Source organism: Enterococcus sp. 2G9_DIV0600, from assembly GCF_002140615.1.
In the GTDB taxonomy this organism is placed as follows: domain Bacteria; phylum Bacillota; class Bacilli; order Lactobacillales; family Enterococcaceae; genus Enterococcus_D; species Enterococcus_D innesii.
Window position 1 is genome coordinate 2166152 of record NZ_NGLL01000001.1, and the last position, 17002, is coordinate 2183153.

The following is a 17002-nucleotide window of genomic DNA, read 5'->3' on the forward strand; positions in this document are numbered from 1 at the left end:
GATAGAAATGAAGAAACAAAAAACAACGTATTTTGAACTGGTTGCAATAGGATTGCTCAGTCTGGTGATTGGGGTGCTTGCTGGAGCCGTCGATACTTTCTTTGGTAAAATCCTACTTTCCTTAAGTGCCTTTCGTGAAAGTCATTTTTTGCCCTTGATTCTCTTTTTACCAATTATCGGTATTTGCTTTACTTTCCTGTTCCAAAAGTATGGTGACCGAAGTCCTCAAGGAATGAATTTAGTGTTTTTAGTCGGATATGAAGAAGAAAAAGACATTCCGTTGCGCTTGATCCCATTTGTGATGGTGGGAACCTGGCTAACGCATTTATTTGGAGGAAGTGCCGGCAGAGAAGGGGTGGCAGTTCAATTAGGAGCCACCATTGCCAACCGTTTAGGAAAATGGCTGCGACTAGAAAAGTATGCCAGCACCCTGATCATGATTGGGATGGCTGCGGGATTTGCTGGTTTATTTGAAACCCCGATCGCTGCGACGTTCTTCGCACTGGAGGTACTTGTCATCGGTAAATTCAGTCATCATGCACTCTTACCGACTTTGCTGGCTGCTTTCACCGCTAGTACGACTTCTCAATTGTTAGGATTAGAAAAGTTTAGTTTTGCTTTGTCACCGTCCCCTGATTTGACTTTGGCTGTTTTTCTGAAATTACTTTTGATTGGCTTACTATTTGGTATTGTTGGCGGCAGTTTTGCGGGATTATTAGAAACGATGAAACGGATCATGAAACGGCGGTTTCCTCATCCTCTCTGGCGTATCGGCATCGGTTCACTCGTACTGGTTTTACTTTTTGTCCTTTTGTACCATGGTCGTTATTCAGGTTTAGGAACGAATTTGATCAGCGCCAGTTTTGCTGATCAACCCATTTATTCTTATGACTGGCTGTTTAAGTTGGTGTTAACCGTACTGACCATCAGTATTGGTTTTTTGGGTGGAGAAGTTACCCCTTTGTTTGCGATTGGCGCCTCTTTGGGCGTCGTGCTGGCACCACTCTTTGGACTGCCTATCGAACTGGTGGCAGCCCTAGGCTATGCCAGTGTCTTTGGCAGTGCTACTAGCACTTTATTTGCACCAATCTTTATCGGTGGGGAAGTTTTTGGTTTTGAAAATCTGCCCTTGTTTGTGATCGTCTGCTCCGTCGCCTACTTTGTCAGCAACTCCTATAGTATCTATCCCTTACAAAAGTCATTGGCAGATGGGAAATGATGTACTTTTGATCCCTCATCCAGAGCAAAAGAAAAAACCGCGAACAAATCGCGGTTTTTTTCTTATTTCGCACGTTTCAAGTAGGTACCTTCAGCTGTATTGATTTCTAGCATTTCGCCTTCTTCAACAAAGTCAGGAACATTGACAACTAAGCCCGTTTCCATCGTTGCTGGCTTGCCTGAACCAGTCACAGTCGCCCCTTTGATTGATGGCTGTGTTTCAACGACTTTCAAGATCACACTTGATGGTAATTGCACGCCGATTACTTCGCTGCCGAAGAATTGGATTTTTACTTCCATATTTTCAAGAATGAATTTCATTTCTTCTTCGACCACTTCAACTGGAATTTCGTATTGTTCATACGTTTCCAGATCCATGAAGAATGCTGTATCATCCATTGTGTACAAATATTGTACAGCTTTCGTATCGATATGCGCTTTTTCAAATTTTTCTTCGGGACGGAAGGTTGTATCGTAAGTCGAACCAGTCCGAACGTCTCGTAATTTCATACGCATAACCGTATTTCCCTTACCTGGTTTGTGATGGCTAGCATCTAATACTTTGATAAGTTTGCCGTCTTGAACGAATGTCATTCCAGCTCTTAAGTCACTTGCATTGATCATAATTTTGAAATCTCCTTCACTATGTGATAATCCTTGTCTATTGTATCAAAAAAAGCTGCTTTATTCTAGCTAAATCAGTGGGAAGGTCGCACAAGTTTACGGCGTTTCTCCATATAGTGAGGGTCATACTCATCTGTCTCAATATAAATATAGACTTTTTTATCTGCCATCTGGTGTCGAATCTCGGCTTCAATCTCATTAATGATCTCATAGCCGACCTCTTCTTGTTTTGCGGCAATATCAACTTTTGCCGCAATCAAAATTTCTGCTGGTCCTAAATGCACCGTTTTAACATCAATCAAGCGATCAACATCTGGCCGTTCAAATGCTCTTTTGATCACTGCTAGATCCCGTTTTGTGACACTTTCGCCAATCAGTAGACTATAAAATTCGCGGGCTAAGAAAATGGCTGCTACCATCAATAAGAGACCAATCAATAAACCACTGAAGGCATCAAAAAATGCGTTACCCGTAATCATGGTTAAAATCGTACCAAATAGTGCGATCATTAGGCCGATCATTGCACAAAAGTCTTCTGTGAAAATAATCAGAATCTCACTATGCCGACTTTCTTTCAAAAAACGATAGATTGGTTGACGTTCCACATTCAGTTCGCGGATCTCCTTGATCGCGATCCACAACGAACTTCCTTCAACGATCATCCCGAAAATCAAAATAGCGATCACCAACCAAGCGTTACCAACTTCATGGGCAGGATGCAGCAGCTTTTCTACCGCTTCCATCACACCGAGTGCGCCCCCACCAAAGAAGAGCATCATGGCAACGATCGTGCTGAAAAAATATTTCGCTCGACCTTCACCAAACTGATGCAGTTCACTTTGTCCCTTTGTTGCCCGTTTATCCCCGATCAACAAAAAGATTTGATTGCTACAATCTACGACACTATGAATGCTTTCATTCAGCATGGCCGCACTGCCACTTAGTGCATAACCGACAAACTTACTGATTGCCACCAAAATGTTTGAGATCAAGGCAGCGATGACCGCCATCATGCCATTTGCTTTCTTTTCCACACCTAACGCTTCCTCTCATCAATAAACTCCCTGCTTTATACTCAGCTATTCTTCTCGAATGAATCATGCCTGACTAAACTCCTTCAATCAACAGGTGCTTGTTTTTTTAGCTTCGCTTCTCGGCGGCTGATTTTTTTGGTCCAAAAACCGCCTGAAATATACTTGGGTTCATAACTGATGATGAATGCTCGTTCTTCCACTGCTTTGATCGTCTGATAGAGCTTTTTCTCACTTTTTCTTTGGGAGAGAATCTCTAAAATCAGTCGCGGTCCTTCTAAGCCTTCTCCATAACTTTGTGTAACTCCGTAGCCTTCTTGTCGTAAGATCTTAGGCAAACTTTTTTCCTCATCCGTATTACTAGGCAAGATCACGGTAACCATTGTGTACCCGAGAGCCAGCTTATCTTCGATTTTGATCCCGATACTGACTCCAGCGGCATAGCCTAGCGCATAGAACAAGAGATTCAGTGGGTTATCCAAACGATCCAATACCATAGATAATCCTAAAATATAGATCGTGATCTCAATCATACTCACTAATGGGGCAATCACACGATACCCTTTCATTGTCAATAAAAATCGCAATGTATTCAATGTAACATAGGCGAGATTGATAAAGAAAATCATCGCCAGCATTTGTAAATCAACTTCCATCTTTGATTCCCCCTTGTTCTTAGCATATCAAAAGGTCAGCGAAAATTAAAATATTTGAGCAGGAGTTAACTACTAAAACACTTTAATAAAATCAATCAACCACCTCCATGAATAAAAGCACCGTTTTTTTCAAAGACACTCAGAAAATGAGTACACAATTTGCGATTCACTCTCTTTCATAATCTACAAAAACCAGTTTCTCCATCGAGTGATGCAGACCTCCGACTGTCATACATTCATTTGTTACAATGACTATTCAAAAAACCAGTTAGATTTAAGCTTCTAACTGGTTTGATCCGTATTCTTTCTTTCAATTCTGGTTCCTGCTGTTTGTTTGCTTTTTGCTAAGTTACTCCGAACGAAAATAACCGTTTGCTGAGTCCTCCCGTTGATCGTCTTCAATCATTCCTTGTAAAGAACGATCTAGAACGGACCGCTTCTTATCACTATTTTTTTTGTTATTGGCGCGAAACTCACTACGAGTCATGCCCACCGATTGGGGACGATTGAATTTCTTTACCGTCGGATCATTTTCTTCTTTGACTTGGTAGGCTGCTGGTTCGTTATCAAATAACAAATAACTCTCTTGTTTTTTTGCCATTGCATCCATCAGGTCGTCAGACGTAATTTCTGGTTTTTGTTCATCAGGGATTATTGAAGCTGGGATATATTTAGGAACAAAATACGAACGACCTGAGTACTCTTTTTTTGGTGATGAAGCTACTTCCGCTCGTTCTTGTTTGCTTGTGACTTGATACGAAGAGTGCTTAGCATCCTTGCCAAAAAAATTGGTTTTTCCTGTCGGCATCTGCTCTTTCACCGGACGTTTTCCATACTGAGGTAAGTTGGCACGGTGGTTGGCGAGTTCTTCTTTTTGACGCACATTATGTCCGCGATCCCGTTGACTTGACTGCACTTTACGCTGCAAAGATTGATTTTCTTCCTTATGAGAATGACTCACGGTATCTTTGATTTCTGTTAAAATCCAATCATCTGCTTTACTGAAGGCGGGGCGATGCTCAGATTGCAGTTTCACCCCATCTGTATCATCATACGCAGGAAAACGGAAGTGTTTTCGTTTCACATCTAAATAATTTGCCACTGTACTCATCCTCTTACATGCATTTTTTTCATCATACCACAAATAAAAGAGAATTTCACGAAAGACTACACCATTTCAACCGAAGTCACTTCAACTGTTCCCCAAGGGAGGCACTGACTCCGTCAAGCTTGCCGCATTTGGTTCTTTGATATGGGCAAATAATGGATCGATCTGCCAAATATCTGCTGCATAATTTCGCACCGTTTCATCCGCTGAAAACTTCCCAGCATTCGCAATATTCATTAGACTGATTTTTTGCCAGCGATGGGTATCTTGATAAGCAATATCTACCCGATGCTGTGCATCACAATAGGCGTGGAAATCTCTTAATAAAAAGTACTCATCATTGTATTTCAAAAGTGAATCAAAGATCTCGCGACCTTCTACTTGGATATTCGGGATCGTCCCATCTATAAAGGCATTGACTACCCGTTGTAATACTGGATCTGACTCATAATACGCATAGGCAGAATAATTACGCTGGGCGTAATACTGATACACTTCTTCTTCCGTTAGCCCAAAGATCGCAATGTTTTCATCACCGATCGCATCTCGAATCTCAATATTCGCACCATCTAAAGTGGCGATCGTTACTGCCCCATTCAGCATTAATTTCATATTACTTGTTCCCGATGCTTCTTTTGAAGCCAACGAAATTTGTTCACTGACATCCGCTGCTGGAATAATTTTTTCTGCCAAAGAAACGTTGTAATTTTCTAAAAAGACAACTTTGATTTTGTCATTGATGCTTTCATCATGATTGATCAGATTCGCCACTTCATTGATGACTTTGATGATTGATTTGGCATAGTGATAGCTTGGTGCTGCTTTAGCGCCAAAGATAAAGACTCTTGGATGAAACGTTGCAGTCGGATCGTCTTTGACCTCAAAGTAGAGCTTCAAGATGTGCATGAGATTTAACAATTGTCGCTTGTAGGCATGTAGTCGTTTGATTTGCACATCAAAGATTGCTGTTGGGTCAACTGTGACACCAGTCGTATGTTGAATGTAACGAGCCAGCGCTCGTTTATTGCTCATTTTTGCTTCGGCAATTTGTTGTAGAACGGTTTCGTCCTCATAATAGTTTTTGAGCAGTTGCAGGTCTAATGGATCATTGCGCCAGCTTGTACCGATGGACTGATCCAGCACTTTGGCTAATGGTTGATTGGCTAGCTGAAGCCAACGCCGTTGCGCGATGCCGTTGGTCTTATTGTTGAAACGGGCAGGATAAATAAGATAAAAGTCATGGAGTACCACTGATTTTAGTAAATCAGAATGGAGCTTGGCTACGCCATTGACACTATGGCTGCCGATGATCGCGAGATGTGCCATATGGACTTGATCATCAATAATGATTCGCGTCCGATCCAGTAAGGCTTGTGGATGAACCCCTTGCATTCCTTCGACAAAGCGCCGATCAATTTCTTTAATGATCTGATCCATTCTTGGCAAAACTTCTTCAATCATGCGCACAGGCCATTTTTCTAAAGCTTCCGCCATAATCGTATGGTTCGTATAACTCATGACTTTCACGGTGATCGACCACGCTTGTTCCCAAGCAAGACCTTCTTCATCAACTAAAATGCGCATCAATTCTGGGACGCAAAGGGCTGGGTGCGTATCATTGATGTGGATCGCTACTCGTTCACTCATCATGGCCAAAGGTAAATTCAATTTTTTATAATAACGGACGATACTTTGGATCCCTGCAGATACAAAAAAGTATTCTTGCATCAGCCGAGTCCGTTTGCCTGTCTCATTGGAATCATCAGGATACAAGACCGCTGTCAGATTTTCCAATGCTTGGCGCGATTCTAGTGTGGCATAGTGCGCCTCATCTTCTGCAGGGACCTCAACACTCCATAAGCGCAAGGTGTTGAGATTGTGATTTTGATAGCCAACCATTGCTGTATCATAAGGAACCGCCCGCCAGGTAAAGCCACCTTCATAGACTGGGGCTAATTTTCCGTCCTCTCCGGTAACGAGATAGACCTGTCCGCCGAAACGAATTGGCACCGCCTTGCTTTCTTTGCGGACTTCCCAAACATTCCCCGAACGCAACCAATCATCGGGCAATTCTACTTGATGACCGTCAATAAATTTTTGTTTAAATAATCCGTAGCGATAGCGAATCCCATTGCCATTTCCCGGCAAACCTAAAGAAGCTAATGAATCCATAAAACAAGACGCCAAGCGACCCAGGCCCCCGTTGCCTAAAGCCATGTCTTTTTCTGTTTCCGCAACATCGTCAAGTGAAACCCCTAGCTCTTCAAAAACGGCTTCTGCTTGCTCCAACAGCTGCATATTCAACAGATTGCTCTTTAACATTTTGCCGGGTAAAAATTCGATAGAAAAATAATACGCTTGTTTTTGATCCTCCAACAAGAGATTTTTTCTGGTCTGGCGCCAGTCTTCTGAATACAATTGCTTCACAACATTGGCTAGTGCCTGAAACAATTCCTGCGGCGATGCTTCATCGATCTCTATCGCAAACAGTTCGTGCACGTTGGTTTCTAGCAGTTCACGCAATCGTTCTTTTGTCATAGGGTTACACTCCTTTATGCTAACCGTTTATAAAAAAGAAGAATTCTTGCCGCCAGAATGGCTAGTCATACAACTAACCGTTCTGTTGCAGACAAGGATTCTTCTGTCTTAAAACAATCAAACTTTGATAGTATTATACAACTCAACATAAAGATCTGAGCTTTGATTCCAGCTAAAATCTTTTTTCATTGCTTGCTTGACTAAAGCGTTCCAGGTTGTCTGATCCGATTCGTACAATTCGATTCCTTGTTTCAAGGCATTCATCAAGTAGAATGGTGAAAACTCTTGAAAGCCAAAGCCGGTACCTTGTTTGGTGATCGGATTATAGGAATCTACCGTATCTTTCAAGCCACCGATTTCATGGACGACGGGTAATGTACCATAACGCATCGCGATCATCTGCGATAGTCCACATGGTTCAAAGGCGGAAGGCATCAAGAAGAGATCCGCTGCTGCGTATAACTTTTGCGCCAATGCGATATCAAAAGAAATCGCGGCGGCACATTTGTCAGGATATTTCTGCGCAAAGTAACGAAAGCCTTCTTCAAAATCATGCTCACCGGTTCCCAATAGGATAAACTGGACATCAAATTGCAAGAGGTTTTCCATTTCTTCAAGAACTAAATGGAACCCCTTTTGAGTGGTCAAACGACTGACAACGGAAATCAACGGAACCTCTTTACGAGTTGGCAAGCCAAACTGTTCTTGTAGCGCTCGCTTGTTTTTGGCTTTTCCTGATAAATCCTCGACACTGAAAGGATAGTCCAAATGAGGATCGGTTTCTGGATCGTTCATTTCATAATCAATTCCGTTTAAGATGCCGCTGAGTTTGCCGCTTTCCATACGTAAAATGACTTCAAGCCCACAGCCGAACTCAGAGGTTTTGATTTCTTCACTATAGGAAGGACTAACGGTCGTGATGCGGTCAGCATACAAGATTCCTGCCTTCATAAAGTTCAAGCAATCGTTTAAGCGCAAGGTTCCATCATCGTATCTTTCCGTACCCATCCCAAAAAGATCTGGTAATATATCGCGACTATACCACCCTTGAAACCCAATGTTATGGATCGTCAAAACGGTGCGTATGTTTTGATATGCTTGAATCCAATGATATTTTTCTTTGATCAAGAACGGAATCATCGCCGTATGGTAGTCATTGACATGAACGATGTCTGGAATAAATTCAATGCGTTCCATCATTTCGATCACGGCTAATTGGAAGAAAGCAAAGCGTTCCCCATCATCATAAAAATCATAGAGACGTTCGCGACCAAAATAATAGAGATTGTCTATGAAATAATAGGTCACAGAGCCTAGAACTAATTTTTTGATCCCACAATATTGCTTGCGCCAGCCGACCGCCACTTCAAAGGAAAAACAATCCTCCATTTGGTCTTGGTATTCGGCAGGCATTTTCGTAAAGTAAGGTAAGACGACAACTGTTTCGACGCCTTTTTTGACCAACTCTTTTGGCAATGCACCTGCAACATCCCCTAATCCGCCTGTTTTAAAAAACGGGGCGCATTCTGCTGCTGTAAACAAAACCTTCATGCGCTTGCTCCTCCGATAACATCTTCTGTCACATGAGAATTCTTCTTAATAACGATCGGCGCATCTTTGGTTCCCTGAACTTTTACACCTTCTGCGATGGTCACATTTTTATCTAAGATCGCATAAGAAACTTCCGCACCTGCTTTGATTTCGTTATTCCCGAAAATGATTGCGCCTTTGACTTTTGCCTCAGGATGGATTTTCGTACGACGGGCAACCAGTGACTGTTCGACCATACCTTCCACGATGCAACCAGAAGCAAAATGGCTGTTTTTCACCTCAGACGTCTCCGAGTAATAGGTTGGTACTTCATTCTTCAATTTGGTATAAATTTTTTGATTCGAATAAAGCAATGAAGTGAATTTGTGCACATCTAACATATCCATGTTGGTTTGATAATAAGAAGAGATGTCGTAAATATTACTTAAATAACCAGTATATTCATAAAGGCCGGTATTCTCTACAGAGATCATTTCTCTTAAAAATTGACCGAGATCCGCCGTTGCGCCAACCGTTTGGCCTTCTTTAAGAGCCGTGATCAGTCGATCCGTTTGAATAATAAAAATATCCGTACATAAATTGACTAAGGAGCCAACTTCCCCTTTTTTCGCTTGGATCGCTTCTTCTAAGTGACCTTCACTGTCAACATTGAACAACAAGTCGCTTTCAGAAACATGATCACTGCCGATACGTTTATACACCACAGTCATTTCATTGCCTTGTAGTTGATGAATTTTCAGCAATGCACGCAAATCAATGTTGCATAAGATCTTACTGCCCATAAATACAGTATGATCTGATTTGGATTTTTCCAGATAGTCAATGACATTATAGTAGTACTCTTGCCCTTCGGCTTGCTTTTTCAATGAGTCTTGGAATAAGTGGATAAAGAACCGGTTTTGTACGCCGTCCAAGTTCCACTCTTTTCCGCCACCGATATGATCGAAGACCGACTGCGTTTCTCCTTCATTGAAAATCATATAGACTTGTTTGATATTGGCATTTTCGATACTTGAAAGATTGAAATCTAGCAAGCGATATTTGCAATCAAATAACAAGGTTGATAGCGGACGATTTTCCGTTAATGGCATCAAGTCTTGGTATCGCTGTAGGTTCCCTAAAATCGCACACATTTTATTAGTTCTCATCAATCGTCACCCCTAAAATTTCAGAATAGCCGACTACGGCAATTTCGTCTGTTCCATCGATTTCTGCGTCGTCACCAATCACTGCATTTTCCCCAACGATCACTCGGTTTAATTTGACGTTTCTGCCGATCACCGCTCCTGGCATGATCACACTGTCTTTGATTGTCGAGCCTTCTTTCACTTGCACATTCTCTGATAAAATGCTGTGCTCGATCTCCCCAGCAACATAGCAGCCATCCATCACAAGCGAATTTCTTGCAGCACCGGTTTCAGTCACAAAATGTGGGGGTGCGATTGGATTTTTAGAGAACACTTGCCAGCTTTTATCACGGATATTCAACTCCATGGCTGGATCAATAAATTCCATGTTGGCTTCCCATAAGGAATCGATTGTTCCTACGTCTTTCCAATAGCCAGAGAAGCGATAGGCAAAAACGTTGTCGCCGCTTTCGAGATAAGAAGGAATGACATGTTTCCCAAAATCGACCATTTCGCCGTCTTTTGTGTAGTTACTCAATAGCATACTGCGTAGACGACTCCAATCAAATATATAGATCCCCATCGAAGCAAGATTGCTTTTTGGTTCGGCTGGTTTTTCATCAAATTCGATGATGCGGTCATTTTTATCAGTATTCATGATCCCGAAACGAGAAGCATCTTTCATCGGAACTTCGAGAACTGCAACCGTCAATGAAGCATCATTTTCTTTGTGTTTTTCCAGCATTTCTTCATAATCCATTTTATAGATATGATCGCCGGATAAAATCAAGACATATTGCGGGTCCATCTCATCGATATAGGCGATGTTTTGATAGATGGCATGGGCGGTTCCTTCAAACCATTTTTCGCCTTCTGAATTTGAATATGGCTGTAAGATGGTCACTCCGGTACTGATGCCATCCAATCCCCAGCTCGCACCATTGCCGATATGGTTGTTAAGTGCTAATGGCTGGTACTGCGTGACAACACCCACATTTTTGATTCCTGAATTGACACAATTACTCAACGTGAAATCGATGATCCGATATCTGCCACCAAATGGAACCGCTGGTTTAGCAATATTCTTTGTTAATTTCCCTAATCGAGTCCCTTGTCCCCCTGCGAGGATCATTGCTAACATCTCTGTTTTCATTTTGTTTGGTGATCTACTCACCTTTCCCCCTTTACTCTTTTTTTCGTGATTTTGTTGGTCCTTTTTTACGAGTCATTTTGATTTTTTCTGGTTTGATGATTAAAGCCCCAAGCGCAGGCAAAATTGTTTTGATTTGATAGTCGTATTGTTTAAAAGGGGTATTACTGGTCTGGCAGTCTTGGTTATTCGCCACCCAAGTTCCGCCAAATACATCCCGTTCCGTGTTTAAAATCTCGCGATACGTTCCTTCGTATGGCACCCCGATCGCAAAATCGTGACGCTCCACTGGTGTCAGATTGACCACCACGATCAAGAAATCTTTTTTTGTTTTTCCTTGTCGTAAGAAAGTCAATGTCGTTTCATCTAAGTTGTCTGCATCGATTACCATCAATGAATCTTCTTGATCATCCAATTCCCAAAGGGCTCGTTCTTCTTTGTACAATTCATTCAAGGTCTGGGTGAAGAACTGCATTTTTGCATTGAATGCGTCGTTTAAATCGACCCATTCAAGCCCATGATCATATTTCCATTCTAAAAACTGTCCCCATTCACTACCCATAAACAATAGTTTTTTTCCTGGATGAATCATCATGTACGTATAAAGATTGCGTAATTGTGAAAACTGTTTGTAGCGGTCCCCCCACATTTTGTGCATCAAACTTTTTTTACCATGAACCACTTCATCATGGGAGAGAGGCAAAATATAATTTTCTTGCATCCGATACATAAAAGAAAAAGAAAGCAAACTTAAATGGTCTTTACGGAAAATCGGGTCCATTTCGTAAAAACGCAAGACATCATTCATCCAGCCCATATTCCATTTATAATCAAATCCTAATGCTCCCTCTTCGACCATTCCTGTTATTTTGGTCTCAGAAGTACTTTCTTCTGCTATCATGACCACTGCTGGGTGGGCTAACTTGATAACGGAATTAAGCTTCTGCAAGAAGTAATAGCCTTCAAAATTTCGATTGCCCCCTTCGTGATTGGGTTCCCATGGACCTTCGTCATAATCGCGGTAAATCATGTTAGAAACAGCGTCCACTCGAATCCCATCGATATGGTAAAATTCAATCCAAAACAAGGCACTTGAGATCAGAAAGCTTTGGACTTGCGGTTTCCCTAAATCAAAATTGATTGCTCCCCAGCGCACATTTTTGGCTCGATTCACGTCCATGTATTCAAATGTCGGCGTGCCGTCATAATAAGCTAGGCTGTCATCATTGACACAAAAATGTCCTGGTACCCAATCAACGAAGACGCCTATATTTTCCAAATGACAAGCCTCTACAAAGTCTTGAAATTCTTCGGGTGTTCCATAATAGGAGCTAAGTGCAAAGTAACCAGTCAATTGATAGCCCCATGAAGTTCCTAAAGGATGTTCCATCAAAGGCATAAATTCAATATGGGTATAACCCATCTTTTTTACATAAGGAATAAGTTCATCTTTTAATTCGGAGAAGCGATAAGGGGTACCATCTTCGTGGTGCTTCCATGAGCTGGCATGAACTTCATAAATATTAAGAGGTCGATTAAATGTTTTTTGTCTTTTTTTCCGTCCTTGCCATAACCCATCTCGCCATTTTTTTTGTGGAATCGAATGCAACACGGCAGCAGTTCCTGGTCGAGTTTCGAAATGAACGGCAAAAGGATCAATCTTCAATACTTCTCGTCCATTCGCTTGTTTTACTTTGTATTTGTAAAGCTGTCCTTCTTTTACTTGGTTGGTCTCAATTTCCCAAACACCGGATTCTGCCCTTTTGTTCATCGGCAAGGTATCCGTCCATTGGTTGAAGTCGCCAACAAGCCATACTTGCTGAGCATTTGGTGCCCAAACGCGAAACACGTAGCCATCATCTACTTGATGGGCGCCTAAGAAATGTTGGACATAAAAATTTTCACCACTCAGAAAGTCTTTTTCCGCAGTCAGTACCTGTTGTTTGGTAACCACTCTCTCATCAGTCCTCCTTCGACTCATCTTGATCGCTTATTCTTAAACGATCGATCATGTCACGTTTATTCCTTAGCGAAACATTCGCAATCAAACGTTCTCTATTGTTAGCATAGCATAAAATAAATTTCTAGTAACGTAATAACCCTATGATACGAACGAATTGTTCTGGACAGAAAAAAACAGCTTGAACGTATCTGTTCAACCTGTTTCAGCTCTACTTTTTAGCTTTTGGAAAATGAAGTATGTGACTACACATAACTGAAACAAACTTACCAATACTAGGATAAAAACAACCATCATCGGAAGTGTCTCAGTTAATTCAACATATGCCAACAGTGTCCCAAATGCAGAAGAGGCGGAGCAAAAACACCAAAATCGAAACCCATAAAAACTCGTCACTACGGTATAAAGACTAATGATCCCCAATAAGAAAAGCTGAGTAAATCGGTCAAATACCGTATCGGTATAATAAATTTCACCTAACAAGACTTGGATCGTACCAAAACTAGTTGGTACTTTGTAAAGCGTCAGCAGTGCGCCGATCAGGCTGAATGCACCAATCAGAAGATGACTGCCAGCTAAGCCGATTCGAATGTTTAGTTTCACGCATCTTTCACAACCTTCAATATTTGATCCTTTTTTGAAAACAACTGTTTCTACAGTCACTTTCTTTCCCCGCTAGAGCCGAAATCATCTTCAACTATTTTGCTTGCCAAAGCTCTTTTACTTGTCCGTCAGTATAAACTTTATAGGCTTTATTTACCGCCAATGATTTACCAGTGTGACCAATCAAGTAGTAATTCCCATCACAGTCAAACTCACTCTCACTTAATAGTTTATAACTCGTTACAGGACCATCAGCCATTTTCTTTGCCAAGTAACGCAGAGCATGGGCTGGATTCACTAAGTAATTTTGATTCACTAGCCAATCAATAACCACGGAAACGATTGTATTTGCCCCAAATCGTTCCTTTTGCTTCAATGCCAGAATGAGATCTCCGTCAGAAAAACGTGTTTCATCGATCCCCGCATTTGTAATTGCTTGCCGAGCAGCTTCTATTTCTGTCATCGATACGAATGTAATCATTTCTGCTTTCGTTTTATGCCCTTCCAACTGTTCAAACTCAACCGTTTTATATCCTTCCATTTTTATATCCCCTTTCAAAGTTCTGAAATCATCATATCACCAAGAAATCAAAACTCCAAACAAAACGATTGTTGTTTTTTAATTTTTATTCATCAAATTATCATTTTAAAGAAAACTAAAAAAAGCTGTTAGAATGATGTCTAACAGCTTTTAAAAAATCATATAATTTTAAACAAATAACACAATTATTAGAAATGTCAAATATTATTGAAAAATAAAGTGTTGTATGAACCTGTCCTTATTGCTAATTGAGCAATCACTAATCGTTGCAAGAAACTATCCTTTTCAGAAGGAGGATAACGACCGTTTTTTAGATTATCACAATTTATTTCTTCCAGCAAGAAATCTAGCTCGGAACTGACAATTTTCAATCGTTGGAGCGATTCTAGAAAAATACTTGAACGCACTTTTTTGTTTTTACGGATACGTTCAAAGATGACACTTACTTGATCTAAGTAATAGACTGGATCGACATCGCCGATCAAATCCATTAGTTCGTCATAAACCGCTAGATTTTGTAGCTGGCGATTTGCTTCAAAAAAAGCCGGTAGTGTCGGTGGCCATGGCGCTTCTGCGTAAGTGATCATCTGAAACGTCTCATGAGTCAACGAATACACGACTCCTTGCTCCACTCCTTGCAAACAACCATAAAAATATTTGTTTTTAGCACTTGTCACCGTAAAGCTTTTGATAAAATCAGCAATCTCTTGTGTTGACCAATCAAGGGCTTCTTGATAAAAACCGTCACTTTCTTGCAACTGCTTTTGATCTTCTTCAGTATAAACAGGAAAACCTAAAAAATAGCGTCGATTTTTACGGATGATCAAAGCTGATGCGATCAGGCGGTCAAGAGTTTTATCAAATGACACCTCCGGAAACTTGGCTTTTAGCTCTCGTAATGTCGGCGGTTCTTGACAGCTTAGAAGCACATGAACCAAATCATGGAATTCAGAAGATGCCACTATCGGTTGTAATGAACGATAATGGGGACTATAAAAAAATTTCACTGTGTGGACTCCTTATTCAAAAAATCATGAAAAATGCTGGCTTGATCTACCAAAACAGATCTCACCAGCATTCTGACATTTATTCAAATTATCCTTCAAAAACTGCGGTTAATTGAGGAACGATTTGTTTTTTACGAGAAACAACTCCTGGTAAGAAGGCACGATTGTTGGTTAATGTCGTGTTAAACGCTGCTTCTACTGGGGCAATTGGTTCACCAACAACTAATAGCTCAGAATTACTGTCTAAGATATCAGTAGCAACCAGCAAGAACAGATCATAGCCATTTGCTGACATTGATTCTTTCATGGCAGCTTCCAACTCTGCTTGACGATCAAAGACTTCTTTTAGATCGACCGTATTGACTTGCCCGATACGGATGTTTTTCCCGCCCATTGGGAAGCTTTTTGCATCAAGGTCCAGTAATTCTGCTGCTGATTTTGTCCCAAGGTTTGTGCCGGCTTTCAACATGTCCAATCCGTATGCTTCCAGTTCAACACCTGCTAAAACCGCTAATTCTTTTGCTGCCGCTACATCTTCATCGGCACATGTTGGCGATTTGAATAACAATGTATCGGAGATGATCGCTGAAAGCATGATTCCTGCGATTGCTTTTGGTATTTCCACTTGATTTTCTTTGTATAACTTCAAGACGATCGTACTGGTACAACCAACAGGTTCTGCACGATAGTACAGTGGGTTAGCTGTCTCAAAGTTAGCGATACGGTGATGATCGACCACTGCTAATACAGTAACATCCGCAATATCTGCTGCACTTTGTTGAAATTCGTTATGATCCACTAGCATTACTTCTTGGGTTTCCTTTGCCACTGAATTGATCACACGAGGAGCAGCCAGACCAAAGGTATCTAGTGCAAATTGTGTTTCTTCATTTGGTGTACCAAGCGCTACTGCTTCACAGTCTTTCCCGAGTTGATTTTGTAAGTTCGCAAAAGCAATCGCTGCACCAATGGCATCGGTATCAGGATTTTGATGACCGAACACTAATATTTTCGACATTTCTTCATCGCTCCTATTTCAATTGATATTCACTTTCTAATCATAGTAAAAAAACAGGAAAGAAGCAATAGCAATCTCTTCTTTCCTGTTTTAATCAACGGGTTAAGTAGCCTTTATAGTCGTCTACATGAAGCAAACGTTTGGCATTTTTCACCCGATCTTCTGTTGGTGGTTCGATGCCTTCAAGGGGATATTTCAAACCAAGCTCATCCCACTTGTATTTTCCCATCGTGTGATAAGGCAAGATCTCCACTTTATCGACATTCTTCAGTGTTTTGATAAACTCATCCAAACGGATCAAAAATTCATCATAGTCGCTTCTAAATGGAACCAGCACGTGGCGAATCCAGACAGGTTGATTGATTTCTGAAAGATAATTCGCCATATCCAAAATGTTATCATTGGATTGAGTAGTTAACTCTTTATGGGCTTTGTTATCGATATGTTTGATATCAAACAACAGCAAATCAGTCACAGTCATCAACTCTTGAAACTTACTGAAAAAAGGCTCTTCTCGTGTAAATGGTTTTCCGCAAGTATCCAATGTTGTGCTAACCCCTTCTGCTTTGGCTTTGCGAAACAGATCGATCAGAAAATCCATTTGAAGTAACGGTTCTCCACCACTGACAGTGATCCCACCTTTTTGCCCCCAGAATTCACGGTATTTCAACGCTTCTTCTAAGACGTCATCGGTCGTTCGTTCGACACCCGTGCCAATCTTCCAAGTATCTGGATTATGACAAAACTGGCAACGCATGCGGCATCCTTGCATGAATACAATAAAACGGATACCCGGTCCATCTACCGATCCAAAACTTTCTGTTGAATGTACTTGTCCTGTTACTGCCATAATGCTCTTCCTTTCTTCGA

Annotated in this window: 15 protein-coding genes; 1 reads left to right on the forward strand and 14 read right to left on the reverse strand. The window is 41.1% G+C overall.

Going from position 1 to position 17002, the window contains the following annotated elements; genetic code table 11:
* Positions 1 to 7: 7 nt before the first annotated feature.
* Positions 8 to 1219: a chloride channel protein gene (locus A5870_RS10345; RefSeq protein ID WP_086292718.1), complete on the forward strand. Its 1212-nt coding sequence runs from the start codon at positions 8 to 10 to the stop codon at positions 1217 to 1219.
* 62 nt (positions 1220 to 1281) lie between these two features.
* On the opposite strand, the gene efp is transcribed toward A5870_RS10345, so the two are convergent.
* The 14 genes from efp to pflA form a co-directional block, all read right to left on the reverse strand.
* The gene (efp, locus tag A5870_RS10350) at positions 1282 to 1842 is read right to left on the reverse strand and encodes an elongation factor P (RefSeq protein WP_005229668.1); all 561 of its coding nucleotides are present in this window, start codon (positions 1840 to 1842) and stop codon (positions 1282 to 1284) included.
* 74 nt (positions 1843 to 1916) lie between these two features.
* Entirely contained in the window at positions 1917 to 2855 is a 939-nt protein-coding gene (locus tag A5870_RS10355) for a cation diffusion facilitator family transporter (RefSeq protein WP_086293416.1), read from the reverse strand.
* Between the two features lie 104 nt (positions 2856 to 2959).
* On the reverse strand, positions 2960 to 3529 hold the full coding sequence (locus A5870_RS10360; protein ID WP_005236782.1) for a DUF2179 domain-containing protein: 570 nt from the start codon (positions 3527 to 3529) through the stop codon (positions 2960 to 2962).
* 349 nt (positions 3530 to 3878) lie between these two features.
* Positions 3879 to 4640: a hypothetical protein gene (locus A5870_RS10365; RefSeq protein ID WP_086292720.1), complete on the reverse strand. Its 762-nt coding sequence runs from the start codon at positions 4638 to 4640 to the stop codon at positions 3879 to 3881.
* 81 nt (positions 4641 to 4721) lie between these two features.
* Complete coding sequence (locus tag A5870_RS10370; RefSeq protein ID WP_086292722.1) at positions 4722 to 7175, reverse strand: glycogen/starch/alpha-glucan phosphorylase; 2454 nt, start codon at positions 7173 to 7175, stop codon at positions 4722 to 4724.
* Between the two features lie 117 nt (positions 7176 to 7292).
* The gene (gene glgA, locus A5870_RS10375) at positions 7293 to 8726 is read right to left on the reverse strand and encodes a glycogen synthase GlgA (RefSeq protein WP_086292724.1); all 1434 of its coding nucleotides are present in this window, start codon (positions 8724 to 8726) and stop codon (positions 7293 to 7295) included.
* Complete coding sequence (gene glgD, locus A5870_RS10380) at positions 8723 to 9874, reverse strand: glucose-1-phosphate adenylyltransferase subunit GlgD (protein WP_077452536.1); 1152 nt, start codon at positions 9872 to 9874, stop codon at positions 8723 to 8725. Before glgD ends, glgA begins: the two co-directional genes overlap by 4 nt.
* A complete protein-coding gene (locus tag A5870_RS10385) occupies positions 9864 to 11006 on the reverse strand; it encodes a glucose-1-phosphate adenylyltransferase (protein ID WP_016610807.1) in 1143 nt (380 codons plus the stop codon). The genes glgD and A5870_RS10385 overlap by 11 nt, the downstream gene beginning before the upstream one ends.
* A gap of 31 nt (positions 11007 to 11037) precedes the next feature.
* Positions 11038 to 12984, reverse strand: coding sequence for a 1,4-alpha-glucan branching protein GlgB (gene glgB / locus A5870_RS10390; protein WP_086292726.1), 1947 nt, complete (start codon positions 12982 to 12984; stop codon positions 11038 to 11040).
* Between the two features lie 174 nt (positions 12985 to 13158).
* Positions 13159 to 13566, reverse strand: a complete 408-nt coding sequence (locus tag A5870_RS10395) for a hypothetical protein (protein WP_077452679.1) — start codon at positions 13564 to 13566, stop codon at positions 13159 to 13161.
* Between the two features lie 94 nt (positions 13567 to 13660).
* On the reverse strand, positions 13661 to 14107 hold the full coding sequence (locus A5870_RS10400) for a hypothetical protein (protein WP_081119138.1): 447 nt from the start codon (positions 14105 to 14107) through the stop codon (positions 13661 to 13663).
* Positions 14108 to 14304: 197 nt separating this feature from the next.
* The gene (locus A5870_RS10405; RefSeq protein WP_086292728.1) at positions 14305 to 15114 is read right to left on the reverse strand and encodes a DUF1803 domain-containing protein; all 810 of its coding nucleotides are present in this window, start codon (positions 15112 to 15114) and stop codon (positions 14305 to 14307) included.
* Between the two features lie 88 nt (positions 15115 to 15202).
* On the reverse strand, positions 15203 to 16132 hold the full coding sequence (locus A5870_RS10410) for a manganese-dependent inorganic pyrophosphatase (RefSeq protein WP_086292730.1): 930 nt from the start codon (positions 16130 to 16132) through the stop codon (positions 15203 to 15205).
* Positions 16133 to 16226: 94 nt separating this feature from the next.
* The gene (pflA, locus tag A5870_RS10415) at positions 16227 to 16982 is read right to left on the reverse strand and encodes a pyruvate formate-lyase-activating protein (RefSeq protein WP_010749400.1); all 756 of its coding nucleotides are present in this window, start codon (positions 16980 to 16982) and stop codon (positions 16227 to 16229) included.
* Positions 16983 to 17002 lie beyond the last annotated feature (20 nt).

Coding starts and splice junctions, on each gene's coding strand:
- A5870_RS10345 (WP_086292718.1), top strand. CDS start 8: ATGAAGAAACAAAAAACAACGTATTTTGAACTGGTTGCAATAGGATTG.
- efp (WP_005229668.1), bottom strand. CDS start 1,842: ATGATCAATGCAAGTGACTTAAGAGCTGGAATGACATTCGTTCAAGAC.
- A5870_RS10355 (WP_086293416.1), bottom strand. CDS start 2,855: ATGATGGCGGTCATCGCTGCCTTGATCTCAAACATTTTGGTGGCAATC.
- A5870_RS10360 (WP_005236782.1), bottom strand. CDS start 3,529: ATGGAAGTTGATTTACAAATGCTGGCGATGATTTTCTTTATCAATCTC.
- A5870_RS10365 (WP_086292720.1), bottom strand. CDS start 4,640: ATGAGTACAGTGGCAAATTATTTAGATGTGAAACGAAAACACTTCCGT.
- A5870_RS10370 (WP_086292722.1), bottom strand. CDS start 7,175: ATGACAAAAGAACGATTGCGTGAACTGCTAGAAACCAACGTGCACGAA.
- glgA (WP_086292724.1), bottom strand. CDS start 8,726: ATGAAGGTTTTGTTTACAGCAGCAGAATGCGCCCCGTTTTTTAAAACA.
- glgD (WP_077452536.1), bottom strand. CDS start 9,874: ATGAGAACTAATAAAATGTGTGCGATTTTAGGGAACCTACAGCGATAC.
- A5870_RS10385 (WP_016610807.1), bottom strand. CDS start 11,006: ATGAAAACAGAGATGTTAGCAATGATCCTCGCAGGGGGACAAGGGACT.
- glgB (WP_086292726.1), bottom strand. CDS start 12,984: ATGAGTCGAAGGAGGACTGATGAGAGAGTGGTTACCAAACAACAGGTA.
- A5870_RS10400 (WP_081119138.1), bottom strand. CDS start 14,107: ATGGAAGGATATAAAACGGTTGAGTTTGAACAGTTGGAAGGGCATAAA.
- A5870_RS10410 (WP_086292730.1), bottom strand. CDS start 16,132: ATGTCGAAAATATTAGTGTTCGGTCATCAAAATCCTGATACCGATGCC.
- pflA (WP_010749400.1), bottom strand. CDS start 16,982: ATGGCAGTAACAGGACAAGTACATTCAACAGAAAGTTTTGGATCGGTA.